Below are 24,250 nucleotides of genomic sequence, written 5' to 3'. Positions count from 1 at the left end.
ACCGGCGAGCATACCCTGACATTCACCGCGACGCGGGAAGACTATCGCGTCGCCTGGCTGGCCGCGCTCGCCATCACGATCCACATCGCCGAAAGCATGCTGCCCAGCCCGCTGCCCGGGATCAAACCCGGACTCGCCAACGTCGTCACCATCGCGGCGCTGCTCCTGTACGGCTGGCGGGCCGCGGTGTGGGTATCCCTGCTGCGCGTGGTGGTCGGCAGCATATTGATCGGGACCTTCCTCACGCCAACCTTCGTACTGAGCTTCTCCGGGGCAGTGGCGGCCGTCGCCGTCATCGGCCTGGGCAGCCTGCTGCCAGGACGGGGGCTGGGCCCGATCGGCTACTGTCTGCTGGCCTCGATGGCGCACATCGCCGCGCAGTTCTTCGTCGCCTACCGCCTGTTCATCCCGCACGAGGCGCTGTTCGGCCTGCTGCCGGTGCTGATGACCGCGGGTGTCGGGTTCGGTCTGGCGAGCGGTCTCCTGGTCCAGGCCATGATGGCCCACATCAACCGCGATGCAAGCCCTGGCGCTCCCACCGCCTGAACCGGCACTGGCGTCGGACCGTCTCGGCCTGAGCCTGATGGTGGCCGGCGTCCTGCACGCCGTGGTCATTCTGGGCGTGACCTTCACCCCGGGCCTGCTCGAACGCGCGATGCCGGAGCAATCCCCGCCGCTGCAAATCACCCTGGTGCATCAGCGCAGCGACAAGGCCCCCGAGGACGCCAAACTCCTCGCCCAGGCCAATCTGGAGGGTGGTGGCAGCGCGGCGGACGAGATCAGCCCGCAGAGCCCCTCTTACACCCCGCTGCCGCAGCCCAGTGCCGGCGCCGGCATGGCGGTCACACTCCCGGCCGCCCCGCCGCCCGCACCGCAGACGGCGCAGGACACCCCGCTGACCCAGAGCGAGTCCGCACGTGCTGTTCACAAGGACACGGCGCCGGCGGAACGGCCGCGTCAGCCCATGACGGCGGAGGAAATGGTGGCCCGCAGCATGGAGATCGCCACCCTGAGCGCCGAGATCAGCCAGTCGATGGAGGCCTATGCCAAACGCGACAAACACCGCTACATCTCGGCCCAGGCACGCGAGTACCGCGACGCCGCGTATCTCGACGCCTGGCGCGCCAAGATCGAACGCATCGGCAACCTCAATTACCCCGAGGAAGCCAAACGGCGCAACATCTCGGGCAGCCTGTTGCTGGATGTCGCCATCAACTCGGACGGAAGCCTGAACAGCATCACCCTGCTGCGCTCCTCCGGCAGCAAGGTTCTCGACGACGCCGCCATGCGCATTGTCAAGCTGGCCGCCCCCTTCGCGCAGTTTCCGGATGAATTACGCAGTGACACCGACGTGCTTCACATCACCCGCACGTGGGAATTCCTCGACAGCCACCGTCTCGATGCCTCGCGCTGAACGGTGCTGCCCGATCACTTGTAAACACGCCCGCATTCGACCGATACTAATACCATCATGGCCAAATCGACCTACATGATCGACCAGTTCCTGATCGCGATGCCCGCGCTGCAGGATCCCAATTTCTTTCATGGCGTCACCTACCTGTGCGAGCACACCGCGGAGGGGGCGATGGGGATCATGGTGAACCGGCCGCTCGACATCAGCCTGGGCGAGGTCCTCAGCCAGATGAACATCGAGACCCGCATCGATGCCGTCATCCAGCAGCCGATCTTCCTCGGCGGGCCGGTGCAATGCGAACGTGGCTTCGTGATTCACAAGCCGCACGGCGACTGGGAGGCGACCCTGAAGGTGACTGACGAGATCGCGGTAACCTCCTCGCGCGACATCCTGGAGGCCATCGCCGCGGGCGAGGGCCCGGACCAGTGTCTGGTGGCGCTCGGCTACGCGGGCTGGGGTCCCGGCCAGCTCGAACGCGAAATGCGGGAGAATGCCTGGCTGAGCGTCCCCGCCGATGACCGCATCTTTTTCGACGTGCCCTATGAACAGCGCTGGGAGGCGGCCGCCGCTCTCACCGGCGTGGATCTGAACCGCATCTCCAGCCACATCGGCCACGCATGACGGAATCCGGCCGCACGCTGCTCGGATTCGATTATGGAACCCAACAGATCGGCGTGGCCGTCGGACAGGAACTGACCGCCACTTCCACGCCGCTGGCAACCCTTGCCAGCCGCAATGAAAACCCCGACTGGGACGCTATCACCCGGCTGATCGAGGCCTGGCGGCCCGCCGCGCTGGTCGTCGGCATCCCGCTCAACATGGACGGCACGGAACAGCCGATGACCGAATCGGCGCGGCGTTTCGCGCGCCGTCTGGAAGGCCGCTACCGGCTCCCCGTGCATCTCGCGGACGAACGGCTCTCGACGGTCGAGGCCGGCCGGCTCCTGCGCGAGTCCGCGACCGATTCCGGCACGCGGCGTTCGCGCCGCCGTCGCGAGCTGGACGAGGTGGCGGCGCATCTGATCCTGCAAACCTGGTTCAGCCAGCAGGCGCGGGATGCAGCTTCACACCGGGACGCGGCGGAAGAATCATAGTAAGATTAGGCACCCGACGACGGTAAGACCCGCGTGGATATCGACTCCCTCAACCCGGAACAGCTCATCGCCGACATGGCCGCGGCCCTGCGCGCGCTGCTTGCCGGCCAGGGGATCACCGACCCCCTCATGGTGGGCATCTATACCGGGGGCGTATGGGTCGCCCAGCGTCTGCACCGCCTGCTTGGCCTGGAAAACCCGCTCGGCACCCTCGACATCTCCTTCTACCGTGACGACTTCACCCGCGTCGGCATGAACCCGACCGTCAAACCCTCGCTGCTGCCCGTCAACATCGAGGATCGCCATGTGATCCTGGTCGACGACGTGCTGAATACCGGCCGTACCATCCGGGCCGCCCTCAACGAGCTGTTCGATTACGGCCGGCCGGCCTCCATCCTGCTCGCCGCGCTGGTCGACCGCGGCGGCCGCGAACTGCCGATCCAGGCCGATGTGGTCGGCACCCGGATCGATCTCGCCGCCGGCGAACACATCAAGCTGCACGGACCGCAGCCGCTGCGCCTGAGCCGGGTCAGCGGCGCGCGATGAAGGGATAGGACCGATGGACAAGCGGAACATCCAGCTGGACGACGACGGACAGCTGCGCCATTTCCTCACCATCGAAGGCCTGAAACGACAGATGCTGGTCGACATCCTCGACGCCGCGGAATCGTTCACGTCCGTGACCGAACAGACGGTGAAGAAGGTGCCGCTGCTGCGCGGCAAGACCATCGTCAATCTGTTCTTTGAATCCAGCACGCGCACGCGCACCACCTTCGAGCTCGCCGCCAAGCGGCTCTCCGCCGACGTGCTCAACATCAACGTCAATGCCTCCGCCACGACCAAGGGCGAGACACTGCTCGACACGCAGCGCAACCTCGAGGCGATGCAGTGCGACATGTTCGTGGTGCGCCACGCCGTGAGCGGGGCCGCCCATTTCATCGCGCGCCATGCCGCCCCCCACGTCAGCGTGATCAACGCCGGTGACGGCCGCCACGCCCATCCGACGCAGGCGATGCTGGACATGTTCACCATCCGCCGTCACAAGGGCGATTTCTACAAGCTGCGTGTCGCGATCGTCGGCGATATCCTCCACTCGCGCGTGGCCCGTTCGCAGATCCACGCGCTTTCGACGCTGGGGGTGGAGGAGATCCGCGTGATCGGGCCCAAGACCCTGATCCCGCTCGAGGCGCACACCCTGGGTGTGCACGTCCATCACGACCTGCGCAGCGGATTGCGCGACATTGATGTCATCATCACGCTGCGGCTGCAGCACGAACGCATGACCGGCGCGCTGCTGCCAAGTGAACACGAATATTTCCAGCTCTACGGCCTGACCGAGGCGCGACTCGACCTCGCGAAACCTGATGCGATCATCATGCACCCCGGACCGATCAACCGCGGTGTGGAGATCGATTCCGCCGTCGCCGACGGTCCCCGCTCGGTGATCCTGAATCAGGTGGCGCACGGCACCGCGGTACGCATGGCGATCATGGCCAAGGCCATGCAGCGGCTGCCGAGCCTGCCCGCGAGGGAGTTGCACTGATGCGCGTGCGGATCAGCGGCGGCCGCGTCATCGATCCCGCCAACGACGTCGACGGCCGCCAGGATCTCTTCATCGCGGACGGGAAGGTCGTCGCGCTCGGCCGCGCCCCTGACGGCTTCACTGCCGACATCGACATCGACGCCACCAACCGGGTCGTCTGCCCCGGCCTGGTCGACCTGCGCGCCCACCTGCGCGAACCGGGACAGGAGCACAAGGCCACGATCGCGAGCGAGACCCGCGCCGCCGCCCATGGCGGGGTCACGACGCTGTGCAGTCCGCCCACGACGACACCGGCGGTCGACACACCGGCGGTCGCCTCGCTGATCATCCGTCGCGCGGAGATCGCCGGCCAGGCCCGCGTGTTCCCACTCGGCGCCTTGACGCGCGGACTGGAAGGCAGGCATCTGAGCGAGATGGCGGCGCTCAGGCAGGCCGGCTGCACCGGCGTGAGCAACGACTTCTGCGCATTCGACAATCCGCTGATCCTCAGCCGGGCGATGGAATATGCCGCCACCTTCGATCTCACCGTGTTCGTCAACGCGCAGGATCCACACCTGGCCAACAACGGCACCGCGCATGACGGCGCGGTGTCCGGCCGTCTCGGACTGGCGGGTATCCCGGCGGCGGCCGAGACGGTGGCGGTGGCGTCCTGCCTCGCCCTGGTCGAGCAGATCGGCGTACGCACCCATTTTTCGCTGCTCTCGACGACGCGGGCGGCGCAGATGATCGCGCGCGCGCAGCACGACGGGCTGCCGGTCACCGCGGACGTCAGCGCCCATCACCTGCACCTGACGGAAAACGACGTGCTCGATTTCGACAGCCAGTGCCACGTCATGCCTCCGTTGCGCACGCTGCGCGATCGCGACGGCCTGCGCCAATGGCTGTCACGCGGGACCATCGCCGCGATCTGCTCCGATCATCAACCGCACGAAGCGGACGCCAAGCTGGCCCCGTTCGGCGAAACGGCGACCGGCATCTCCGCCCTCGAGACACTGTTGCCGCTCAGCCTGCGCCTGGTCGACGACGGTGTGTTGACCATCAACGAGATGATCGCGAGCCTGACCCTGCGCCCGGCACGCATCCTCGGCGTCGAGGCCGGCGACCTGGGACCCGGGCGGCGGGCCGACGTCTGCGTCTTCGACCCGGACCACTACTGGGTGCTGAGCCGGGACCGCCTGGTCAGCCGGGGACACAACACGCCGTTCCTGGACTGGGAGCTCAAGGGGCGGGTCACCCACACCCTGCTCGGCGGCGTGCCGGTCTTCGAATACAAATCTTGATCCCGCACCAAGCGCCATGACCCATCGAGACACACTGCTGGTCGAAGAGGCGGAGATCCTCAGCCACCAGGCACACCCCGGAGAACAATTCATCCTGCGCCTGCAGGCGCCGCGCATCGCGCAGCGCGCGCGCGCGGGCAGCTTCGTTCACCTCACGTGCAACCCCCTGCTGCCGATGCGCCGTCCGCTGTCGATCATGCGCGCGGATGCCCGGGCGGGCTGGATCGAACTGCTCTACCGGGTCTTCGGCGCTGGGACGCGCCTGCTGTCCGCCCACGAATCCGGGACACGGCTCAGCCTGATCGGTCCGATCGGCCGTCCCTTCACGCCGCGCCCGGAGCGCCCCCGCGCGCTGCTGCTCGGCGGCGGGGTAGGCATCCCGCCGATGATCTTCCTGGTGGAGGAGATGCGTCGCGGCGGCGGCCACTCGCCGCTGGTGTTGATGGGTTCGGAGGTGCCGTTCCCGTTCACCACCCGCCCCTCGCAGATCCTCGTGCCCGGCATGCCGGAAGGGGCCATTGCCGCGATGCCGCTGATGGACGACTGGGGCATCCCGAGCCGGCTCGCCTCGCTCCAGGGCTACCCCGGCTGCTTTCACGGCTACGTCACCGATCTCGCCCGCCGCTGGCTCGACGCGCTGACGCCGGCGCAACGCGAGGAAGTCGAGATCTTCGCCTGCGGCCCGCATCCGATGCTGGAGGCGACCGCACGGCTGGCGCGTGACTATGCCCTCCCGTGCCAGGTCTCGCTGGAAGAATTCATGGCCTGCGCGGTGGGCGGCTGCGCCGGCTGCACGGTACGCATCCTGACCGCGGACGGACCGGCGATGAAGCGTGTGTGCGTGGACGGCCCGGTCTTTGACGCCGCCACGGTGGTGTTCTAGGCCGCGCCACCACCGTGACGACCTCGGATCCCGCCACCTGGGTGGAACGACATGGCAACGTCCTCTACCGTTACGCCCTGCTGCGCACACAGGACGCGGCGCTGGCCGAGGACCTGGTACAGGAGACCTTCCTGGCCGCCCTCGGCGCCCGCGCGCGATTTTCCGGCCAGTCCTCCGAACAGACCTGGCTGATCGGCATCCTGAAACACAAACTGATCGATCATTTCCGCAGCCAGGCCAACGCGCGCCCGGAACAGGGGCAAGCGGACGACGCGGCCTTCGTCGATGGCCTGTTCGGGCCCTCGGGTCATTGGGCCCAGCCGCCCGCGGCCTGGGCGAATCCGGAGGGTGCGCTCGAGTCGCAGGACTTCTGGCGCGTCTTCCGCGCCTGTATCCACAACCTGCCGTCGCACCTGGCGGACCTGTTCATCCTGCGCGAAATCAACGACCTGCCGAGCCAGGACGTGTGTAAGGTTCTGGAGATTTCGACTACTAATAATATGTGGGTGATGCTCTCACGGGCGCGCATGCGCCTGCGCGAGTGTCTCGATCGACACTGGTTCAACACGGCCGAGGTCCGGGACGCATGATTTCCTGCCGCAAGGCGAGTGAACTGATATCGCTGTCGATGGACCGTCCGCTCGCCCTGCGCGAACGGCTGGCCCTCGGCCTGCATCTGTGCGCCTGCTCGATGTGCCGCACCTATCGCCGCCAGACTGTCATCATTCGGGACATGGCGCGCGCGCTGGTGATGCGAATGCAGCAGCTTGCCTCCGGGGAGCTGGACTTGCCGCCCGCGGCGGCCGTGCGCATCCGCCACGCGCTCGGGCAAGAAGGCTCCGGGAACGATTCGTAGACGATGATACCGGCGAGTGCCGGGCCCGCGCTCAGCCCAGCTGCTTCAACTGCTGGATCAGTTCGCTCACCACGCCCTGGGCGTCACCGTACAGCATGCGGGCGTTGTCCTTGTAGAAAAGCTGGTTCTCGATGCCGGCGAAGCCGGTACCCTGGCCGCGCTTGATCACCAGCACGTTCTCCGCCTTGTCGACGTTGAGTATGGGCATACCGTAGATCGGGCTCGAGGCGTCGGTGCGCGCGGCGGGATTCACCACATCGTTGGCGCCGATGACAATACCCACGTTGGCGGAACTGAATTCCGCATTGATGTCTTCCAGATCGTGCAGCCGGTCATAGGGCACACCGGCCTCGGCCAGCAGCACGTTCATATGACCCGGCATGCGGCCCGCGACCGGATGGATGGCGAACTTCACCTCAACCCCCAGTCCCTCGAGCAGGTCCATCAACTCACGGATCTTGTGCTGTGCCTGCGCCACCGCCATGCCGTATCCGGGCACGATGATCACCTTGGAGGCATAGCGCATCATCACCGCGGCGTCTTCGGTCTCGATCTGCTTTAGGCTGCCCTTGATCTCGCCTGTCCCGCCTTCGACGGTCTTGCCGAATCCACCGAACAGGACGTTCGAGATCGGGCGGTTCATCGCCTTGGCCATCAGCTGGGTCAGCAGCGTGCCGGCGGCGCCGACCACGGTGCCCGCCACGATCATCGCCGCGTTACCTAGCGCGAAGCCTTCGAACGCGACGGCCATGCCGGTCAGGGCGTTGTAGAGCGAGATCACCACCGGCATGTCGGCGCCGCCGATCGGCAGGGTCATCAGGACGCCGTAGGCCAGCGCGGCGACGAAGAACAGCACGATCATGATCGTGATCGGATCGCCGCCGAGCAGCGTCGCGCCGAGCAGCAGCGAGACCATCAGCACCACGAGATTGAGCGCATGCTGGGCCGGGAAGGTGATCGGGCGTCCGCTGATCAGGCCCTGCAGCTTGCCGAAGGCGATCATGCTGCCGCTGAACGCCACGGCACCGATCAGGCCGCCGATCACGCTGAGCAGGATCATGCCGGTCTGGTCCATCTCGCCGCGCAGCAGCTCGACGGCGGCGATGGCGGCCGCGGCGCCGCCGCCCATGCCGTTGTAGATGGCGACCATCTGCGGCATGTCGGTCATCGCGACCTTGCCGCCGGTATACCACGCGACGCCCGCGCCGATCAGGATCGCCACCAGCATCAGCCCGATGTTGTGCAGGCCCGGCGTCAGCATGGTAATGACGATGGCGAGCCCCATGGCGACGCCCGCCCATTTGATACCGCTGCGCGCCGTCGCCGGCGAGCTCATCCGCTTGAGGCCGAGGACGAACAGAAAAACGGTGAGGAAATAGGCCCCCTGGATCAGATGCTCCACGTCAGGCCCCCCTGCCTTTCTTCTTGGCCTCGAACATCTCCAGCATGCGCTCGGTCACCACATAACCGCCGACCGCGTTCAGGGCGGCGAGCAGAACCCCGATGAAACCGATCGCCTGCTCGAGCACGGTATCCGCATGCCCCAGCGCGACCATCGCGCCGACCAGCACGATGCCGTGGATGAAGTTCGACCCGGACATGAGCGGGGTATGCAGAATGACCGGCACACGGCTGATGACCTCGTAGCCGGTGAAGGCCGCCAGCAGGAAGATGAACAGCGCCGCCCAGATACCCTCGATCATTTCGCGCCTCCCTCGATGCGTTCACGGGTTGCCGCATGACGGATCGCGCCATCGTGCGTGACCGCGCTCATGGCCAGGATCTCGTCCGCCCAGTCGATATGGAGCACGCCGCCCTCTCCCTGCAACAGGCCCATGAAGTTCTGGATGTTCTTCGAATACATCGCGCTGGCATGCACCGGCAGCATGCTCGGCACGTTCAGCGGCCCATAGACCGTCACGCCATGATGCTCGAATTTTTCCCCCGGACGTGTCACGGCGCAGTTGCCGCCGCTTTCCGCCGCCAGATCGAGGATCACCGCACCCGGCTTCATCGACTCGACGGTCGCCGCGGCGATCAGTTGCGGCGCGGTGCGGCCCGGGATCTGCGCCGTGGTGATCACGACGTCGGCCTGGCAAATGGCGCGCCGCAGCAGGACCTGTTCGCGCTCCTTCTCCTCGGCGGTCAGTTCGCGCGCGTAACCGCCTTCGGCCTCGGCGTCGAGTTCGACCTGGAGAAACTTGGCGCCCAGGGACTCGACCTGCTCGCGCGCGGCACGGCGCACATCATAGGCCTCGATCACGGCACCGAGGCGGCGCGCGGTCGCGATCGCCTGCAGGCCCGCCACACCCGCGCCCAGGACCAGGACCTTGGCCGGCCGGATGGTGCCCGCCGCGGTGGTCAGCATCGGGAAAAACTGCGGGCACAGGTCCGCGGCGATTAGCGCCGCCTTGTAGCCGGCGACCGTCCCCTGGGAGGACAGCGCATCCATGGACTGGGCCCGGGTGATGCGCGGCACCAGTTCCATGGCGAAGCTCGTCACGCCCTGATCGCGCAGGCGCCGGATCGTCTCGTCGTTGCGATGGGGCTGCAGATAGCTGACCAGCACCAGGCCGCGCCGGTATTGCGCGATCTCTTCCGTGGTCGGCGCCTGGACCTTGACCACCACCTCCGCATCGCGGCACAACGCGGCGCCATCCGCCACCAGGCGGCCGCCGGCCTCGGTATAGGCCCGATCCGGGCAGTAGCTCGTCGTCCCGCTGCCGGCCTCGACCAGAACCTCAAAGCCCTGCTTGACCAGACGGGCGACCGTCTCGGGCACCAAGGCGACCCGGCGCTCACCGGGAACGGTCTCCCGCGCTACGCCCACGCGTATCGGCATTGCTTGCGACCCCGCTTGCAGACCTGGAAAAGTGTTTGAATCCGCTGGCCTTTAATCGACCGGCGGCAAAGGCAACAAAGTGCGCCATTTTACGAGAGTTGACGCCGGGCGGCAACCGAGATGACGGGATGTGCGCTCATTACCCATCTCATATCGCCGGAAAACCATCTCCGTGTCGTGCTAGATTGGTCGATAAACCGTCCGGGCGGAAGCCAGTTCAGGCGGCGCGGCATTTTTTTCTTCACGAGGGTGGAAGCACCATGAGCAAGTCAGGAATCCTGGTCACCGGAGGGGCGGGCTACATCGGCAGCCATGTCGTCAAACAGCTGGGCGAGCGCGGCGAAAGAGTTGTGGTGCTGGACAATCTGTGCACCGGTTTCCGCGACTCCGTGCTGTACGGCGAGTTTGTCCAGGGCGACAGCGGGGACATGGCGCTGGTCGAGCGCTTACTGCGCGACAACGGGATCCGATCGGTCATGCATTTTGCCGCCCACATCTGGGTGCCGGAGTCGGTCGCGGACCCGCTCAAATACTATCGCAACAACACCGCCAATACGCGCAATCTGCTCGAGTGCTGCGCGCGCGCCGGCATCGAGCATTTCGTCTTCTCTTCCACCGCCGCGGTATATGGCACGCCACCGGTTGACCTGATTCCGGAGCAGACTCCGACCGCTCCGATCAATCCCTACGGCAGCTCGAAGCTGATGAGCGAGTGGATGCTGCGCGACCTGGCGCGGATCAGCCCGCTGCACTACGTCATCTTGCGCTATTTCAACGTCGCCGGCGCCGATCCCGGCGGGCGGATCGGTCAGTCCACCCCGGAATGTACCCATCTGGTCAAGATCGCCTGCGAGGCCGTGACCGGCAAGCGGGCACAGGTCCATGTCTTCGGCACCGACTACCCGACCCCGGACGGCAGCGGCATCCGCGATTACATCCATGTGGAGGACCTCGCCGGCGCCCACCTCAAGGCGCTCGACTATCTGCGCGGCGAGGGTGCCTCGACCGTGCTCAACTGCGGCTACGGACACGGCTATAGCGTGCGCGAGGTCCTGAACGCGGTGCAACGCGTCACCGGAACCCGGCTCGACATCGTCGAATCACCGCGCCGGCCGGGGGATCCGCCGACCCTGGTCGCGGACTCGCGCCGCATCCGCGAGGTCATTGGCTGGGAACCCCGTTACGACAACCTCGATTTCATCATCGAAACGGCGCTGGGCTGGGAACGCAAGTTGCGCGCGCGGGAAGACTGATCCGCGCGCTTTCGCAAACGTGCCGGTCGTTGCATAATGGCGGCCAGAATAGCCGCCAGCCCCCGACCGGAACCCCATGAAACTCGCCCGTTATCTCCTCGCCACCGTCAAGGAAACGCCCGCCGATGCCGAGATCATCAGCCACCAGCTGATGCTGCGCGCCGGCATGATCCGCCGTCTCGCCGCCGGCCTGTATACCTGGATGCCGCTCGGCCTGCGCGCGCTGCGCAAGGTCGAGGCCGTCGTGCGCGAGGAGATGGACCGCGCCGGCGCGCAGGAAGTCCTGATGCCCGCGGTGCAACCCGCCGAGCTGTGGCAGGAATCCGGACGCTGGGACTACTACGGCCCGGAACTGTTGCGCATCAAGGACCGCCACCAGCGTGACTTCTGCTTCGGCCCGACCCACGAGGAGGTCATCACCGACCTGATCCGGCGCGAGATCCGCAGCTACAAGCAACTGCCGGCGAACTTCTACCAGATCCAGACCAAGTTCCGCGACGAGATCCGTCCGCGCTTCGGCGTCATGCGCGCGCGCGAGTTCCTGATGAAGGATGCCTATTCATTCCATCTCGACCAGGCCTCATTGCAGGAGACCTACGACGAGATGTATCGCACCTACACGCGCATCTTCACCCGGCTGGGACTCGAATTCCGCGCGGTGCGCGCCGATACCGGCGCGATCGGCGGCAGCCACTCGCATGAGTTCCATGTCCTCGCCACCTCAGGGGAGGATGCCATCGCCTTCGCCAGCGACGGCGATTACGCGGCCAACGTCGAACTGGCCGAGGCCCTGCCGCCGGCGCAGCCGAGGGCGGCGGCCGCGACCGCATTGCGCGAGGTCGCCACGCCGGACCAGCACAGTATCGCCGATATCAGCGCCTTCCTCGGCGTCGCGCCACGACAGTGCCTGAAAACCCTGCTGGTGAGAGGCCGAGAGGGGGGCGTCGTGGCGCTGGTACTGCGCGGCGATCACGAGCTCAACGCGATCAAGGCCGCGAAGCTGCCCGAAGTGGCCGACCCGCTGACCTTCGCCAGCGCGGAGGAAATACGCACCGCCGCCGGCTGCAATGCGGGTTCGCTCGGACCGGTCGGACTCAAGGCTCCGGTCATCGTCGATCGTGCCGCGGCGCAGGCCGCCGACTTCGCCTGCGGCGCGAACCGCGACGGTTTCCACCTGACCGGCGTCAACTGGGGCCGCGACCTGCCCGAACCGCGCACCGCCGACCTGCGCAACGTCGTCGACGGCGATCCGTCGCCCGACGGCCGCGGCACGCTCGCCATCCGGCGCGGCATCGAGGTCGGACACATCTTCCAGCTCGGCCAGAAATACAGCACGGCGATGCAGGCCGACTGCCTGGACGAGCAGGGTCGCAGCGTCACGCTGACCATGGGCTGCTATGGCATCGGTGTCTCGCGCATCGTCGCCGCCGCGATCGAGCAGAACCATGACGAGCGCGGCATCGTCTGGCCGGAGGCGCTGGCGCCATTCACGGTCATGCTGATCCCGCTCAATGCGCACAAGTCGCATCGCGTGCGCGAGGCGGCGGATCGGCTGTACCGCGAGTTATGGGAACAGGGCATCGAGGCCCTCTACGACGACCGCGGCGAGCGGCCGGGGGTAATGTTCGCGGATGCCGACCTGATCGGCATCCCGCACCGCCTGGTGGTGGCCGAGAAGGGCCTCGACGCCGGCACCATTGAATACAAGCACCGGCGCGGCGGGGAAGTGCGACACATTCCCCTGTCCGAGCTCATTCCCCTCCTCAAGTCCGCGCGCGCCGCAACCGATATTTAGAGGGTATCCGCGCCCTGCCCCGCCAGACCGGGCGGGGCGGCGGATCGGTAACCGGGCCCATGCGCCCCGACCCTCGCCATGTATCGACACCTTGCCATTCTGCTGCTCCCCCTCCTGCTGGCCGCCACGGCGCACGCCGCTGTCGTCGAGCAGCGGGACGACCCCGAACTGCGTACCGCCCTGCTCGCGGCGATCCAGGACAACAACAGCTTCGAAGATCGTTTCGAGGCGGAAGTCTGGCTGATGGACATGTCCAGCCGGCTGCGCAAGAAGGTGCCGGACACGGAGGAACGCATCGCGCTGCTGAAGATGATCCACTACGAGGCCGCCCGCGTGAACGTACCACCCGAACTGGTGCTGGCGGTGATCGAGGTGGAGAGCAATTTCGACCGCTGGGCGGTCTCGAGCGCCGGCGCGCAGGGGCTGATGCAGGTAATGCCGTTCTGGCTGTCCGAGCTAGGCCGCCCCGACGACAGCCTGCAGCAGGCGCACATCAACCTGCGCCTGGGCTGTACCATCCTGCGGCATTATCTCGACCGCGAACGCGGCGATCTCCGGCGCGCGCTGGCGCGCTACAACGGCAGTCCGCTGATCAACATGAACAGCTACCCGCAACGGGTACTGGACGCGCTGCGCATGCGCTGGTACCGGCAATAAATTCAGTCTGGGGACAGATTTCAAATCTGTCCCCAGACATTAATAGCTACACACTCATCTGGGAAAACACATCCATAAATGGATGGAAAATAAATCTGTCCCCATTTTCCATTTTCTGAAAATGATGAACGGGACGGGATTGATCCGCCCCCTGCCCCGTCTATTCGTCCGTCACGCAGCCCTGCGAGGCGTCCTTCACGTTCTTGATGAACTTGTACAGTGTGCCGCGCGTCGCCTTGTAGGGCGGCATGCGCCAGTCGGCCCGGCGCCGTGCCAGCTCCGCGTCGTCGAGCGCGACCGACAGGGTGTTTGCGGCGGCGTCGATGGTGACGAGGTCGCCGTCGCGGATCAGCGCGATCGGCCCACCTTCCTGGGCCTCGGGCACGACATGGCCGATGATGAAGCCGTGTGAGCCGCCCGAAAACCGCCCGTCGGTGACCATCGCGACGTCATTGCCCAGGCCCGCCCCCATGATCGCCGAGGTCGGCGTCAGCATCTCGGGCATGCCCGGCCCGCCCTTGGGTCCCTCGTAGCGGATCACCACCACATCACCTTTGAGAATCTTCCCCTGCTCGAGCGCGGCCAGCATGTCCTCCTCGGCGTCGAATACGCGCGCGGGCCCCGAGAAGCGCACGCCTTCCTTGCCGGTGATCTTGGCCACGGCGCCGCCCGGCGCCAGGTTGCCCTTCAGGATGCGGATATGCCCGCTCTCCTTGATCGGGTGCTCCAGCGGCAGGATCACCTGCTGTCCCGGCGCCAGCCCCGGGACCTCAGCCAGGTTTTCAGCGAGGGTGCGTCCGGTAACGGTCAGACAGCCGCCATCCAACAGTCCATGCGCGAGCAGATATTTCATGACCGCCGGCGTACCGCCGACCTTGTGCAGATCCTCCATCACGTACTTGCCGCTCGGCTTGAGGTCGGCGATGAACGGGATGCGGTCGCTCACGGCCTGGAAATCGTCGATGGACAACCCGACATCGACGGCGCGGGCCATGGCGATCAGGTGCAGCACCGCGTTGGTCGAACCGCCCAAGGCCATCACCACCACCATCGCGTTTTCGAATGCGGCCCGGGTCATGATGTCGCGCGGCGTGATGTCACGCTCCAGCAGGACGCGTATCGCCGCGCCGGCGCGACGGCATTCCTCGATCTTTCCCGGGTCGACGGCCGGCGTCGAGGAACTGTAGGGCAGGCTCATCCCGAGCGCCTCGATGGCGGCGGCCATGGTGTTGGCGGTGTACATGCCGCCGCAGGCCCCGGGGCCGGGGCAGGAGTTCTTGACGATACCCTCTCGCGTCGGCTCGTCGATGCGACCCGCGATAAATTCGCCGTAGCTCTGAAAGGCCGAGACGATATCGAGGGTGCGTTCGCCGATATGTCCCGGCTTGATGGTGCCGCCGTAGATCATCAGCGCCGGGCGATTGAGGCGGCCGATCGCGATCATACAGCCGGGCATGTTCTTGTCGCAGCCCGGGATTGAGATATTGGCGTCATACCACTGTGCGCCCATCACGGTCTCGATCGAATCGGCGATGATCTCGCGTGACTGCAGGGAATAGCTCATGCCCTCCGTCCCCATCGAGATCCCGTCACTGACGCCGATGGTGTTGAAACGCATGCCGACGAGCCCGGCCGCCTGCACCCCCTCCTTCGCGTAGGCCGCGAGGTCATTGAGATGCATATTGCAGGTATTGCCCTCCCACCAGACGCTGGCGATGCCGACCTCGGCCTTGGCCAGATCCTCCTCGCGGAGACCGGTGCCATAGAGCATGGCCTGGGAGGCACCCTGGGATTTCGGGGCGGTGATACGGCTGCTGTACGTGTTTAACTTGCGGGACATCGTCTTCTCCAATCCACGGGCAAACATTTGAACGTATAATACAGACCCTACAGCATAGCAAAGAGTGATGCGGAAACTCAGCGTACGGACCGCCCTCCCGCACCGGCGCGGCCCGCGGACACCGCTCAGACGTCACTTCAAGCCATTGTTATCCCGGGGAAAGGCCATGAACGAGGACAAGCTCGAACGCAAGCTGCTCAACTACATGGGCAAGGCGATCGCCGACTACAGCATGATCCAGCGCGGCGACCGCATCCTGGTATGCCTCTCCGGCGGCAAGGATTCCTATACCCTGCTCACGCTGCTGAACAAGCTGCGCCTGCGTTCGCGCGGTCGTTTCGAGATCTTCTCCTACACCCTCGATCAGGGGCAGCCGGGCTGGGATGACCGCGCCATGCGCGCCTGGCTGCAGGCCAGCGGTATCCCCCACGTCATCGAGGCGCGCGACACCTATTCGGTCGTGATCGACAAGATCGAAGAGGGAAAGACCTACTGTTCACTATGCTCACGCCTGCGCCGCGGCAACATCTACCGCTTCGCGGCGGAACACGGTTTCAACAAGATCGCCCTCGGCCATCACCGCGACGACCTGATCCAGAGCCTGCTGATGTCGATACTCTACAGCGGCGAGATCCGTTCCATGCCGCCGAAGCTGCTGACGGACACCAGGCGGCACATCGTCATCCGGCCGCTCGCCTACTGCCAGGAACGCGATATCCTCGCCTACGCGCAGCTCCGGGACTTTCCGCTCATCCCCTGCAATCTGTGTGGTTCGCAGGAAAACATGACGCGGCGCAAGGTGAAGCAACTGATCCAGGACCTGGCCGGCGACAACCCGAAGGTGCCGAGCAATATCCTCAATGCCTTGGGCAATCTTCAGGTCAGCCAGCTCATGGACCGCTCATTGTGGAACTTCCGTGAGCTCGAATCCCTGATGGAGCACGACGATGGCACGACGCCGGCCCACCGCTCCGAGGAATCCCCCCAGGCCCTCTGGTAAATCCACCCCACCGTCCAGTCCGCGCCGGCGGTCCGCGCATGCCCCGGCGTGGACCGCGTGACGGTTTGTGCCGCCGCTGTAAGTATTCGCACCACCTCCCGACTAACTGATGTAACGCCGGCGATCAGTGACGCCGTCACGTTATCTGACGCGGGGGCATCATCCGCCACGGAACCGTTTTTCATCCTGTGGCGGACGACGCTTCCACTCTCAAACCACTTACATATAGGGAGCCATCCATGAACAAACAAGCCGCTTTGCGTTCCGCCGTTGCCGGTCTCATCGCCCTGGGCCTGTCCGGCGCAGGAAACCTGGCCATGGCGGACGAGGCCATGAAAATGGCCGGGCCCGCCAAGATGCCGCAGGGGGCCGAAAAATGTTTCGGCATCGCGAAGGCCGGAATGAACGACTGTGCGGGCAAGAGCGCGCCCCATGCCTGCGCCGGTCAATCCACACAGGACCGGGCATCCTATGACTTTGTGTATGTACCGTCCGGCACCTGCCAGAAGATCGCAGGTGGTTCAACCACCGCGTCATGACGGCGCAGCAATCCAGGCACGATACGATCCCGGCTCGCGCCGGGATCGGTTTACGCGCCCCGCATATCACGGAATTCCTCGCCACGCGGCCGGATATCGCCTGGTGCGAGGTGCATAGCGAAAATTATTTCGCCGACGGCGGTCCTTCCCTGCGCGTGCTGGAACGTGTCCGCGCCGACTATGCGCTCAGCCTGCACGGTGTCGGGCTGTCACCCGGCTCCTGCGACCCGCTCGACGCGGATCATCTGCGCCGACTGAAGCAGCTCATCATCCGCAGCGAACCCGTCCTGGTATCGGAACATCTGAGCTGGAGCTCTTTCGCCGGACGCTTCGCCAACGACCTGCTCCCTCTCCCCTATACCGAAGAGGCGCTGCTCCATCTGTGCCGACGCGTGGATCAGATCCAGGACTATCTCGCCCGCCGGATCCTGCTCGAGAACCCCTCGACTTACCTCCAGTTCGTCAGCTCCGTGATCCCGGAATGGGAATTCATCTCGGAGCTCGCGCGCCGAACCGGCTGCGGAATCCTGCTCGATATCAACAATGTCTACGTCAGCGCAATCAATCACGGTGACGATCCGGCGGTCTATCTGCGCAGCATCGACCCGGCTTCGATCGGTGAAATTCACCTTGCGGGCTGCGAAGAAGGCGCCGGACTGCTGGTCGACACGCATAGCCGACCGGTACGAACCGAGGTCTGGGAGCTTTATCGTCTGGCGCTGAACAGATTCGGCGCGCGGCCGACCCTCATCGAATGGGACAGCGATCTCCCCGCGCTGGACGTGCTGCTCGATGAGGCCGGCAAGGCGGCGGCGATGCTGGAGGCGAATGATGCCGTCGCTGCGTGAGATACAACAGGAAGTCATGCGCGTCCTGGCGCTGGGCGGAAACGCGGAGATCCCTGCGTTCATCCGTCCGGGCGCGCGGGCCATCCGCGGCCTGGCGGCCTATTGCAACACCGCGCGCGCCAACCTGCACAATACGCTGCGCGGGGTTTACCCGGTCGTCGAGCGGCTCGTCGGGACGGGATTCTTCACACTCGCCGCGGAGAAGCATATCGACATTACCCCCTCCACCAGTGGCGATCTCAACCGCTACGGAGCGGAATTCCCCGCATTCCTTCGCTCGTTCCAGCCGGCGGCGGCGCTGCCATACCTGGCCGATGTGGCCGCCCTGGAGTGGACCTGTCACGAAGTCCATGGCGCGCCCGAGGCGAGTCAAGACTCATTCGACCACCTGACGACCGTCGCGCCGGAGGATTACGGGCGCCTGGTCCCGAGGCTGCATCCTGCCGTGCGCTTGCTGAAATCCCCCTATCCGGTTCTCGACATCTGGCGGAAGAATCAGTCCTCCTACGATGGCGATCCCTCCGTCAGCCTGTCGCAAGGCAGCGATACCCTGCTGGTGCGCAGGACGTCCACTGGAATCGAAATCGAGCGTCTCGATCCCGCGGAATGGCAACTGCTGTTCCAGTCGAGCCGGGGGATGTGCCTGGAACAGGCGCTCAACGGCCTGCCGGATTTCGATCTCGCGGCTGCGCTGGCGCGTCAGTCCGGCGCCGGGGTATTGATCGGGTTGTTTCTACCACCAGACACAAGACAGGGCTAAATCATGCGCATATTTGCCCGCATCATCCGTGTTGGCCTCTGGACAGTCGGCATGCTGGATCGCGCCAGTCCGGCAGCGGATCTCCTCGTCCGGCTCTGGCTGGCGAACGTCTTCTGGAAATCCGGCCTCGTCAAACTGAGCAGCTGGTCCACCACCCTGATGTTGTTCAACTACGAATACCAGGTGCCCCTGCTGCCCCCTGAAGCAGCTGCGGTTCTGGCGACCGCCGTGGAAATCGGCGGCGCGGCGCTGCTGGCGCTGGGACTGGGCGCCCGCGCGGGAGCCGCTGCTTTATTCATGCTGAACCTCACGGCAGTGATTTCCTACCCCGAACTCTCCGAGTCGGGACTGCGGGATCATTACTTCTGGGGAATATTGCTGCTGTTGTACTTCGTGCACGGACCGGGCAGACTGTCGTTCGATCACCTGATTCGTACGAGACTGTCTCAAACCGCCGCGCGCTGAACCCGCAGGTCTGCCGGTCAGGCGATAAAAAAGGCCGGTCGCACAGCGATCGGCCTTTTTTTCAACAGCTCACCCGCCGCAGGCGGGTATACCGTCAGAGAGCTGCCCTCTCAGAGATGGGCGACGAAGAGCGCCACCGAAACCGCGATCCCGACCACCCCCAGCACGGCAGATACTTTTTGCTCGAACATTCTCAGTTCCCCCTAGACCCGTTAAGTCTGTATCCAGACGCATTCGCCCGCACCCGATTTCCGGGCCAAGCGAGCGCTTACCTTAGCAAATTAATAAGGAAATAGGAACGGGGGGAGACTCGACTGCGGGCGCCCTCCCGGGAGGGGCACCCGGCGTGCTGTGACCGGGATGGGCAACTGACGCCATCCCTGGCATCAAGTGCTTGTTTTCTTAATATGTTTATCCGATGACCGGATCAGGACATATGGCTGACGAACAGTACCAGCGACACGCCGATCAGCACGAGGCTCAACAGGACTGAAACTGTATTCTCCATGGCGATTCTCCCCTTCGTTTAGGATCTTGATGTTTGAAACACGGCCGTTGTCACTCACTTCCGACGTATGCAGCCATGGCACCCATTGTAGTTACAATTTTTATAATTGTATATTTAATAAGGTATTTCCGACCATTTCAGTCAGGCTTCGCCCGCCCTGCATGAAACGCGCCGGACACAGGGGAGATCACCGGTCCGCCTAGATGCCGTAGAATGCGAAGACAAAATACTCGGAGACACTCGCCTGATGCATGCCGACAATCCCCAGTTCGTCGACTGGTTTCGCAGTTCCTCGCCATACATCAATGCCTTCCGCGGCCGCACGTTCGTCATCGTCTTCGGCGGCGAGGTCATCTCCGAACAGCGCTTCACGGGGCTCGCGCATGACATCGCCCTGCTGAACAGTCTCGGCATTCGCCTGGTCCTCGTTCACGGCAGCCGTCCCCAGATCGAGCAGCGCCTGCGTGAGCGAAAGCTGCGGATCCAGTACATGCACGGCCTGCGTATCACCGACAAGGATTCACTCGAGTGCGTGAAGGAAGCTGCCGGGGTGGTCTCGGTCGAGATCGAGGCGATGCTGTCCATGGGGCTTGCCAATACCCCGATGGCGGGGGCGCGCATCCGTGTCGCCTCGGGAAACTTCGTCACGGCGCAACCGCTCGGCATCCTGGAAGGCATCGATCATCTCTATACCGGCAAGGTGCGCCGCATCGATCATCAGGCGATACAACAGCAACTCGACGCGGGCGCCATCGTGCTGCTCTCCCCGATCGGCTACTCCCCGACCGGGGAGATCTTCAATCTGACGGCACTCGAGGTAGCCTCGGCGGCCGCGGTCGCGCTCAAGGCCGACAAGATGCTGTGCCTGGTCGAGGCACACGGACTGGAAGACTCAAGCGGGCGACTGTTGCGCGAACTGACCCCTTCCACCGCCGAGCATGAAATCGCCGGCAAACCTGACTTGCCCCAGACGATGGTCGAGGTGCTGCGACATGCGATCGCGTGTTGCCGTTCCGGCGTGCGGCGGGCGCACCTGATCGATCATCGCCGTGACGGTGCCTTGCTGCTCGAGCTGTTCACCCGCGACGGTATCGGCACCATGATCACCACGGATCTTTACGAGGGGACCCGCCAGGCGACCATAGAGGATGTGGGCGGCATCCTTAACCTGATCGCGCCACTGGAACAGGAAGGTATCCTGGTACGCCGCTCGCGCGAACATCTGGAGATCGGAATCGGTCAGTTCACCGTCATTGAACGCGACGGCATGGTGATCGCCTGCGCGGCCTTTCAACCCTTCGCGGAGGAACGGGTCGGCGAGCTCGCCTGTCTCGCGGTGCACCCCGATTACCGCCACAACGGGCACGGTGAGGCCCTGCTGCGGCTGATCGAGAGTGAGGCCTTGAAACGGGGGATAGACCGACTGTTCGTGCTCACCACGCACGCGTCGCACTGGTTCCAGGAGCGCGGCTTTCAGGCGGGGGAAAGCGGCCAACTGCCGGTGGCGCGCCAGGCCATGTACAACTATCAGCGCAACTCCCAGGTACTCATCAAGAGGCTTTGAAGCGTCACAAGTGCGCTGTCGACGGCGACTCACTCGCGCGCGGCCGCCGCGGCGGCCAGCTTTTTCTCCAGATAGTGGATGTTGGTCCCTCCGGCCTGGAACGCAGCGTCGTTCATCAGGTCACGATGCAGGGCGAGGTTGGTCTTGATCCCTTCGATGATGAATTCGGTCAAGGCCATGCGCATGCGGGCGATGGCGGAATCCCGCGTATGGCCCTGGGCGATAACCTTGCCGATCATGGAATCATAGAACGGCGGCACGGTGTAGCCGTTATAGATGTGGGAATCGATGCGGATACCCGGACCGCCCGGCGGATGGTACTGGGCGATGGTCCCCGGCGATGGCGTGAAGGTGCGCGCATCCTCGGCATTGATCCGGCACTCGATCGCGTGCCCGTTCGGCCTGATGTCGGATTGCCGGAGCGTGAGTAACTCGCCCGCGGCGATGCGGATCTGCTCCTTCACGATATCGATGCCGTATACCATCTCGGTCACCGGATGCTCCACCTGCAGGCGGGTATTCATCTCAATAAAGTAGAAACGGCCCTTCTCGTAGAGAAACTCGAAGGTGCCCGCGCCGCGATAACCGGTCTCAAGGCAGGCCTTGACGCATTGGGCGCCGATGCGGCCCCTCTGTTCCTCGCTGATGCCCGGCGCGGGGGCTTCTTCGATGACCTTCTGGTGACGCCGCTGCATGGAACAGTCGCGTTCACCAAGGTGGATCGCATTGCCCTGGCCATCGGCCAGCACCTGGATCTCGATGTGGCGCGGATTTTCGAGGTACTTCTCCATATAGACCGTGGCGTTTCCGAAAGCGGCCTCGGCCTCCGAACGCGTCATGCTGATGGCATTCGCCAGGGCAGCGTCGCTGTGCACGACCCGCATGCCACGCCCGCCGCCGCCGCCGGCTGCCTTGATGAGCACCGGAAATCCGATGTTGCGCGCAATCTCCAGGTTGCGCTCCGGATCCTCACTCAATGGACCATCGGAACCCGGAATACAGGGGATGCCCGCCGCCTTCATCGCCTTGATCGCCTCAATCTTGTCGCCCATCAGGCGGATCGTCTCGGGACGCGGGCCAATGAAGACAAAGCCGCTCTTCTCGACCCGATCGGCGAAGTCGGCGTTCTCGGACAGAAACCCGTAACCGGGATGGATGGCCACCGCGTCGGTGACCTCGGCGGCGCTGATCAGGGCCGGGATATTCAAATAGCTCTCCGCCGAGGCGGGCGGCCCGATGCACACGGACTCGTCCGCCAGCCGGACGTGGATCAGATCACGGTCGGCGGACGAATGCACCGCCACCGTCTTGATGCCCATCTCGTTGCAGGCGCGCAGGATGCGCAGCCCGATCTCACCACGATTGGCGATGACGATTTTCTCGAACATGAAACCCGTTGCCTATTCGATGATGAACAGCGGCTGACCGTATTCGACCGGCTGGCCGTTCTCGACCAGAACGGCGGCCACAACACCGGCCTTGTCCGATTCGATCTGATTGAGCATCTTCATCGCCTCGATGATGCACAGAGTGTCGCCGGCGTTGACCCGCTGGCCCACTTCGACGAAGGCCGGCGAACCGGGGGCCGGCGAGCGATAGAAGCTGCCGACGATCGGCGAGGTGATGGTGTGCCCCTTGGGCGGCGGGGGCGCCGCCGGCTCGCCGGCCGGAGCCGCGGGGGCCGCAGCTTGAACCGCCGGGGCGGGCGCGGTCATCATCGGGGCGGCTCCCATGACCGTCTGCACCGCCTTGCCGTGGCGGCTGATGCGTACCGACTCCTCGCCTTCCTGGACCTCGATCTCGGCGAGATCGGATTCCTCCAGGAGCTCGATCAACTTCTTTATCTTTCGAATATCCATACCGGCAATTATGAATCCTTGTGCTTGTCTAGATGTTGCGCCGCCGCCCGCAGGGCCAGTTCGTAGCCCGCAGCACCGAGTCCGCTGATCACGCCGGCAGCGAGATCCGAGAAATACGATGTCCGGCGAAATGCCTCGCGCGCATGGATATTGGACAGATGCACCTCGATAAAGGGCACCGCGACGGCGGCGAGGGCGTCACGCAAGGCTACGCTGGTGTGGGTGAGGGCGGCGGGATTGATGATGATGAAGCGGACCGACTCTTCCGGAGCCTTGTGCACACGCTCGACCAGTTCGTGCTCCGCATTGCTTTGAAAGAACGACACCTTGTGGCCGAGTTCCTTGGCCAGGCTCGTAATCCGCTTGTTGATCTCGGACAGCGACTGCCCGCCATAATGGCCGGGTTCCCGCCGCCCGAGGAGGTTCATATTCGGCCCGTTGAGTACAAGGATCATCGCCATTCGATTCTGTTCGTTCCCGGCACGATAAGCGCTGATCGGAACGGATTATGCGAAAACCGCCCGCTCAGCCGGACTTCGGTCGCCCATTACGGCGGCTATTGTGCAATGTCCCCGGGGAAATGTCTATCTGACCTGGAAATCTCGACCCGATCGACGAAGTTAGAGGCCGATCAGCGAAATGTGAACGACTGAAACCAGCCGCTCACAGCAGTTCCAGGATCATCTGCTCCGCGGAATCCCGCGTCAACTCGCCGTACTGTGCATAGGCGATCTTGCCCGACCGATCCACCAGCACGGTGTAAGGAAGGATACCAACATTGTTTCCATAGGCCTCGGCTACCGCGATCGCGTTGGTGCCGCCGATCAGGTTCGGGTAGTTGAGCGCCAGCCCCAACCTGTCGAAAAACGCCTGCACCTGGGGCAGCGTATCGAGGGCGATCCCGACGAACTGTACCCCCTGACCGGCATACTGTCCCTGCAACTCCACGAAGGCCGGGATCTCGCGGACGCAGGGCTGACACCACGTGGCCCAGAAATTCACCACCAGCACCTGCCCGTCCCACTCGCCCACGTCGCGCGATAAGCCCAGGTCATCCGGCAAGGTAAATGCAGGCCTGTTCTCGCCGAGAACGGCGCTCGCAGACGTGCCGGATTCCGTCGCTACCTGGGGCTTGTCCTGCAAGTGCTGCCGATAGAAAAAGTTCACCGCGACCGCGACCACTGCGAATACCGCGATCAGCAGTAAAACCAGGTTGGGACGCTTCAGCCAGCCCGCCATCGGGGGTCAGG

Annotated in this window: 27 protein-coding genes; 19 read left to right on the top strand and 8 right to left on the bottom strand. The window is 64.7% G+C overall.

Annotation, left to right across the window (positions count from 1 at the left end; all coding sequences use genetic code 11):
• Positions 1 to 15: 15 nt before the first annotated feature.
• The 10 genes from IPM20_11265 to IPM20_11220 all read left to right on the top strand — a co-directional run bounded on the left by IPM20_11265 (position 16) and on the right by IPM20_11220 (position 7,070).
• On the top strand, positions 16 to 546 hold the full coding sequence (locus IPM20_11265) for a Gx transporter family protein (GenBank protein MBK9132199.1): 531 nt from the start codon (positions 16 to 18) through the stop codon (positions 544 to 546).
• Positions 518 to 1,414, top strand: a complete 897-nt coding sequence (locus IPM20_11260; protein MBK9132198.1) for an energy transducer TonB — start codon at positions 518 to 520, stop codon at positions 1,412 to 1,414. Before IPM20_11265 ends, IPM20_11260 begins: the two co-directional genes overlap by 29 nt.
• A gap of 57 nt (positions 1,415 to 1,471) precedes the next feature.
• Positions 1,472 to 2,035 carry a YqgE/AlgH family protein gene (locus IPM20_11255; GenBank protein MBK9132197.1) on the top strand — a complete coding sequence of 188 codons (564 nt, stop codon included), beginning with the start codon at positions 1,472 to 1,474 and terminating at the stop codon, positions 2,033 to 2,035.
• Positions 2,032 to 2,508 (top strand): Holliday junction resolvase RuvX, encoded by a 477-nt coding sequence (ruvX, locus tag IPM20_11250; GenBank protein ID MBK9132196.1) that lies wholly within the window; start codon positions 2,032 to 2,034, stop codon positions 2,506 to 2,508. The genes IPM20_11255 and ruvX overlap by 4 nt, the downstream gene beginning before the upstream one ends.
• Before the next feature lie 75 nt (positions 2,509 to 2,583).
• The gene (pyrR, locus tag IPM20_11245; GenBank protein MBK9132195.1) at positions 2,584 to 3,054 is read left to right on the top strand and encodes a bifunctional pyr operon transcriptional regulator/uracil phosphoribosyltransferase PyrR; all 471 of its coding nucleotides are present in this window, start codon (positions 2,584 to 2,586) and stop codon (positions 3,052 to 3,054) included.
• Positions 3,055 to 3,067: 13 nt separating this feature from the next.
• The gene (locus tag IPM20_11240; GenBank protein ID MBK9132194.1) at positions 3,068 to 4,051 is read left to right on the top strand and encodes an aspartate carbamoyltransferase catalytic subunit; all 984 of its coding nucleotides are present in this window, start codon (positions 3,068 to 3,070) and stop codon (positions 4,049 to 4,051) included.
• A complete protein-coding gene (locus tag IPM20_11235; GenBank protein MBK9132193.1) occupies positions 4,051 to 5,331 on the top strand; it encodes a dihydroorotase in 1,281 nt (426 codons plus the stop codon). Before IPM20_11240 ends, IPM20_11235 begins: the two co-directional genes overlap by 1 nt.
• Positions 5,332 to 5,347: 16 nt before the next feature.
• A complete protein-coding gene (locus tag IPM20_11230) occupies positions 5,348 to 6,214 on the top strand; it encodes a dihydroorotate dehydrogenase electron transfer subunit (GenBank protein MBK9132192.1) in 867 nt (288 codons plus the stop codon).
• A 41-nt stretch (positions 6,215 to 6,255) separates the two neighbouring features.
• Positions 6,256 to 6,804 (top strand): sigma-70 family RNA polymerase sigma factor, encoded by a 549-nt coding sequence (locus tag IPM20_11225; GenBank protein MBK9132191.1) that lies wholly within the window; start codon positions 6,256 to 6,258, stop codon positions 6,802 to 6,804.
• Positions 6,801 to 7,070 (top strand): zf-HC2 domain-containing protein, encoded by a 270-nt coding sequence (locus IPM20_11220; protein ID MBK9132190.1) that lies wholly within the window; start codon positions 6,801 to 6,803, stop codon positions 7,068 to 7,070. Before IPM20_11225 ends, IPM20_11220 begins: the two co-directional genes overlap by 4 nt.
• 31 nt (positions 7,071 to 7,101) lie before the next feature.
• Here the strand turns inward: IPM20_11220 and IPM20_11215 are convergent, their stop codons facing one another.
• Genes IPM20_11215 through IPM20_11205 form a run of 3 tightly spaced genes read right to left on the bottom strand, consistent with a single transcriptional unit; the run spans position 7,102 to position 9,912 of the window.
• Positions 7,102 to 8,472, bottom strand: coding sequence for an NAD(P)(+) transhydrogenase (Re/Si-specific) subunit beta (locus IPM20_11215; protein ID MBK9132189.1), 1,371 nt, complete (start codon positions 8,470 to 8,472; stop codon positions 7,102 to 7,104).
• A gap of 1 nt (position 8,473) precedes the next feature.
• The gene (locus IPM20_11210) at positions 8,474 to 8,773 is read right to left on the bottom strand and encodes an NAD(P) transhydrogenase subunit alpha (protein ID MBK9132188.1); all 300 of its coding nucleotides are present in this window, start codon (positions 8,771 to 8,773) and stop codon (positions 8,474 to 8,476) included.
• The gene (locus IPM20_11205) at positions 8,770 to 9,912 is read right to left on the bottom strand and encodes a Re/Si-specific NAD(P)(+) transhydrogenase subunit alpha (protein MBK9132187.1); all 1,143 of its coding nucleotides are present in this window, start codon (positions 9,910 to 9,912) and stop codon (positions 8,770 to 8,772) included. Before IPM20_11205 ends, IPM20_11210 begins: the two co-directional genes overlap by 4 nt.
• A 260-nt stretch (positions 9,913 to 10,172) precedes the next feature.
• Here IPM20_11205 and galE point away from each other — a divergent pair, with 260 nt between their 5' ends.
• From galE to IPM20_11190, 3 genes are all read left to right on the top strand, one after another.
• On the top strand, positions 10,173 to 11,165 hold the full coding sequence (galE, locus tag IPM20_11200; GenBank protein MBK9132186.1) for a UDP-glucose 4-epimerase GalE: 993 nt from the start codon (positions 10,173 to 10,175) through the stop codon (positions 11,163 to 11,165).
• Positions 11,166 to 11,241: 76 nt separating this feature from the next.
• Positions 11,242 to 12,960, top strand: coding sequence for a proline--tRNA ligase (locus IPM20_11195; protein ID MBK9132185.1), 1,719 nt, complete (start codon positions 11,242 to 11,244; stop codon positions 12,958 to 12,960).
• A 78-nt stretch (positions 12,961 to 13,038) separates the two neighbouring features.
• Positions 13,039 to 13,617 carry a lytic transglycosylase domain-containing protein gene (locus tag IPM20_11190; GenBank protein ID MBK9132184.1) on the top strand — a complete coding sequence of 193 codons (579 nt, stop codon included), beginning with the start codon at positions 13,039 to 13,041 and terminating at the stop codon, positions 13,615 to 13,617.
• A gap of 160 nt (positions 13,618 to 13,777) precedes the next feature.
• On the opposite strand, the gene ilvD is transcribed toward IPM20_11190, so the two are convergent.
• On the bottom strand, positions 13,778 to 15,457 hold the full coding sequence (gene ilvD / locus IPM20_11185) for a dihydroxy-acid dehydratase (protein MBK9132183.1): 1,680 nt from the start codon (positions 15,455 to 15,457) through the stop codon (positions 13,778 to 13,780).
• Between the two features lie 166 nt (positions 15,458 to 15,623).
• Between ilvD and ttcA the strand changes: the two genes are divergently transcribed.
• The 6 genes from ttcA (at position 15,624) to argA (ending at position 21,141) form a co-directional block, all read left to right on the top strand.
• A complete protein-coding gene (gene ttcA, locus IPM20_11180; GenBank protein MBK9132182.1) occupies positions 15,624 to 16,457 on the top strand; it encodes a tRNA 2-thiocytidine(32) synthetase TtcA in 834 nt (277 codons plus the stop codon).
• Between the two features lie 239 nt (positions 16,458 to 16,696).
• Positions 16,697 to 16,996: a DUF2282 domain-containing protein gene (locus IPM20_11175; GenBank protein ID MBK9132181.1), complete on the top strand. Its 300-nt coding sequence runs from the start codon at positions 16,697 to 16,699 to the stop codon at positions 16,994 to 16,996.
• Positions 16,993 to 17,844, top strand: coding sequence for a DUF692 domain-containing protein (locus tag IPM20_11170; protein MBK9132180.1), 852 nt, complete (start codon positions 16,993 to 16,995; stop codon positions 17,842 to 17,844). The genes IPM20_11175 and IPM20_11170 overlap by 4 nt, the downstream gene beginning before the upstream one ends.
• Positions 17,828 to 18,604 (top strand): putative DNA-binding domain-containing protein, encoded by a 777-nt coding sequence (locus tag IPM20_11165; GenBank protein ID MBK9132179.1) that lies wholly within the window; start codon positions 17,828 to 17,830, stop codon positions 18,602 to 18,604. The genes IPM20_11170 and IPM20_11165 overlap by 17 nt, the downstream gene beginning before the upstream one ends.
• Positions 18,605 to 18,607: 3 nt before the next feature.
• Positions 18,608 to 19,069, top strand: coding sequence for a DoxX family membrane protein (locus tag IPM20_11160; GenBank protein ID MBK9132178.1), 462 nt, complete (start codon positions 18,608 to 18,610; stop codon positions 19,067 to 19,069).
• A gap of 755 nt (positions 19,070 to 19,824) precedes the next feature.
• Entirely contained in the window at positions 19,825 to 21,141 is a 1,317-nt protein-coding gene (gene argA / locus IPM20_11155) for an amino-acid N-acetyltransferase (GenBank protein ID MBK9132177.1), read from the top strand.
• A gap of 29 nt (positions 21,142 to 21,170) precedes the next feature.
• Here argA and accC read toward each other — a convergent pair whose 3' ends face one another.
• The 4 genes from accC to IPM20_11135 all read right to left on the bottom strand — a co-directional run bounded on the left by accC (position 21,171) and on the right by IPM20_11135 (position 24,239).
• The gene (gene accC, locus IPM20_11150) at positions 21,171 to 22,529 is read right to left on the bottom strand and encodes an acetyl-CoA carboxylase biotin carboxylase subunit (GenBank protein MBK9132176.1); all 1,359 of its coding nucleotides are present in this window, start codon (positions 22,527 to 22,529) and stop codon (positions 21,171 to 21,173) included.
• A gap of 12 nt (positions 22,530 to 22,541) precedes the next feature.
• Positions 22,542 to 23,000 (bottom strand): acetyl-CoA carboxylase biotin carboxyl carrier protein, encoded by a 459-nt coding sequence (locus IPM20_11145; protein ID MBK9132175.1) that lies wholly within the window; start codon positions 22,998 to 23,000, stop codon positions 22,542 to 22,544.
• Positions 23,001 to 23,008: 8 nt separating this feature from the next.
• The gene (aroQ, locus tag IPM20_11140; GenBank protein MBK9132174.1) at positions 23,009 to 23,461 is read right to left on the bottom strand and encodes a type II 3-dehydroquinate dehydratase; all 453 of its coding nucleotides are present in this window, start codon (positions 23,459 to 23,461) and stop codon (positions 23,009 to 23,011) included.
• A gap of 202 nt (positions 23,462 to 23,663) precedes the next feature.
• The gene (locus tag IPM20_11135) at positions 23,664 to 24,239 is read right to left on the bottom strand and encodes a TlpA family protein disulfide reductase (GenBank protein ID MBK9132173.1); all 576 of its coding nucleotides are present in this window, start codon (positions 24,237 to 24,239) and stop codon (positions 23,664 to 23,666) included.
• Positions 24,240 to 24,250: the final 11 nt, after the last annotated feature.

The organism is Gammaproteobacteria bacterium, from assembly GCA_016716465.1.
In the GTDB taxonomy this organism is placed as follows: Bacteria; Pseudomonadota; Gammaproteobacteria; order SZUA-140; family SZUA-140; genus JADJWH01.
This window is presented reverse-complemented; position numbering and strand designations above follow the sequence as displayed.

Bases quoted from the DNA above. Each gene is read 5' to 3' on its own strand.
- IPM20_11195 (MBK9132185.1), top strand. From the start codon at position 11,242: ATGAAACTCGCCCGTTATCTCCTCGCCACCGTCAAGGAAACGCCCGCC.
- IPM20_11175 (MBK9132181.1), top strand. From the start codon at position 16,697: ATGAACAAACAAGCCGCTTTGCGTTCCGCCGTTGCCGGTCTCATCGCC.
- aroQ (MBK9132174.1), bottom strand. From the start codon at position 23,461: ATGGCGATGATCCTTGTACTCAACGGGCCGAATATGAACCTCCTCGGG.
- argA (MBK9132177.1), top strand. From the start codon at position 19,825: ATGCATGCCGACAATCCCCAGTTCGTCGACTGGTTTCGCAGTTCCTCG.
- IPM20_11190 (MBK9132184.1), top strand. From the start codon at position 13,039: ATGTATCGACACCTTGCCATTCTGCTGCTCCCCCTCCTGCTGGCCGCC.
- IPM20_11160 (MBK9132178.1), top strand. From the start codon at position 18,608: ATGCGCATATTTGCCCGCATCATCCGTGTTGGCCTCTGGACAGTCGGC.
- IPM20_11145 (MBK9132175.1), bottom strand. From the start codon at position 23,000: ATGGATATTCGAAAGATAAAGAAGTTGATCGAGCTCCTGGAGGAATCC.
- IPM20_11260 (MBK9132198.1), top strand. From the start codon at position 518: ATGCAAGCCCTGGCGCTCCCACCGCCTGAACCGGCACTGGCGTCGGAC.
- galE (MBK9132186.1), top strand. From the start codon at position 10,173: ATGAGCAAGTCAGGAATCCTGGTCACCGGAGGGGCGGGCTACATCGGC.
- IPM20_11210 (MBK9132188.1), bottom strand. From the start codon at position 8,773: ATGATCGAGGGTATCTGGGCGGCGCTGTTCATCTTCCTGCTGGCGGCC.
- IPM20_11240 (MBK9132194.1), top strand. From the start codon at position 3,068: ATGGACAAGCGGAACATCCAGCTGGACGACGACGGACAGCTGCGCCAT.
- IPM20_11165 (MBK9132179.1), top strand. From the start codon at position 17,828: ATGCCGTCGCTGCGTGAGATACAACAGGAAGTCATGCGCGTCCTGGCG.
- IPM20_11235 (MBK9132193.1), top strand. From the start codon at position 4,051: ATGCGCGTGCGGATCAGCGGCGGCCGCGTCATCGATCCCGCCAACGAC.
- ttcA (MBK9132182.1), top strand. From the start codon at position 15,624: ATGAACGAGGACAAGCTCGAACGCAAGCTGCTCAACTACATGGGCAAG.
- accC (MBK9132176.1), bottom strand. From the start codon at position 22,529: ATGTTCGAGAAAATCGTCATCGCCAATCGTGGTGAGATCGGGCTGCGC.
- IPM20_11220 (MBK9132190.1), top strand. From the start codon at position 6,801: ATGATTTCCTGCCGCAAGGCGAGTGAACTGATATCGCTGTCGATGGAC.
- ilvD (MBK9132183.1), bottom strand. From the start codon at position 15,457: ATGTCCCGCAAGTTAAACACGTACAGCAGCCGTATCACCGCCCCGAAA.
- IPM20_11135 (MBK9132173.1), bottom strand. From the start codon at position 24,239: ATGGCGGGCTGGCTGAAGCGTCCCAACCTGGTTTTACTGCTGATCGCG.
- IPM20_11205 (MBK9132187.1), bottom strand. From the start codon at position 9,912: ATGCCGATACGCGTGGGCGTAGCGCGGGAGACCGTTCCCGGTGAGCGC.
- pyrR (MBK9132195.1), top strand. From the start codon at position 2,584: ATGGCCGCGGCCCTGCGCGCGCTGCTTGCCGGCCAGGGGATCACCGAC.
- IPM20_11170 (MBK9132180.1), top strand. From the start codon at position 16,993: ATGACGGCGCAGCAATCCAGGCACGATACGATCCCGGCTCGCGCCGGG.
- IPM20_11230 (MBK9132192.1), top strand. From the start codon at position 5,348: ATGACCCATCGAGACACACTGCTGGTCGAAGAGGCGGAGATCCTCAGC.
- IPM20_11255 (MBK9132197.1), top strand. From the start codon at position 1,472: ATGGCCAAATCGACCTACATGATCGACCAGTTCCTGATCGCGATGCCC.
- ruvX (MBK9132196.1), top strand. From the start codon at position 2,032: ATGACGGAATCCGGCCGCACGCTGCTCGGATTCGATTATGGAACCCAA.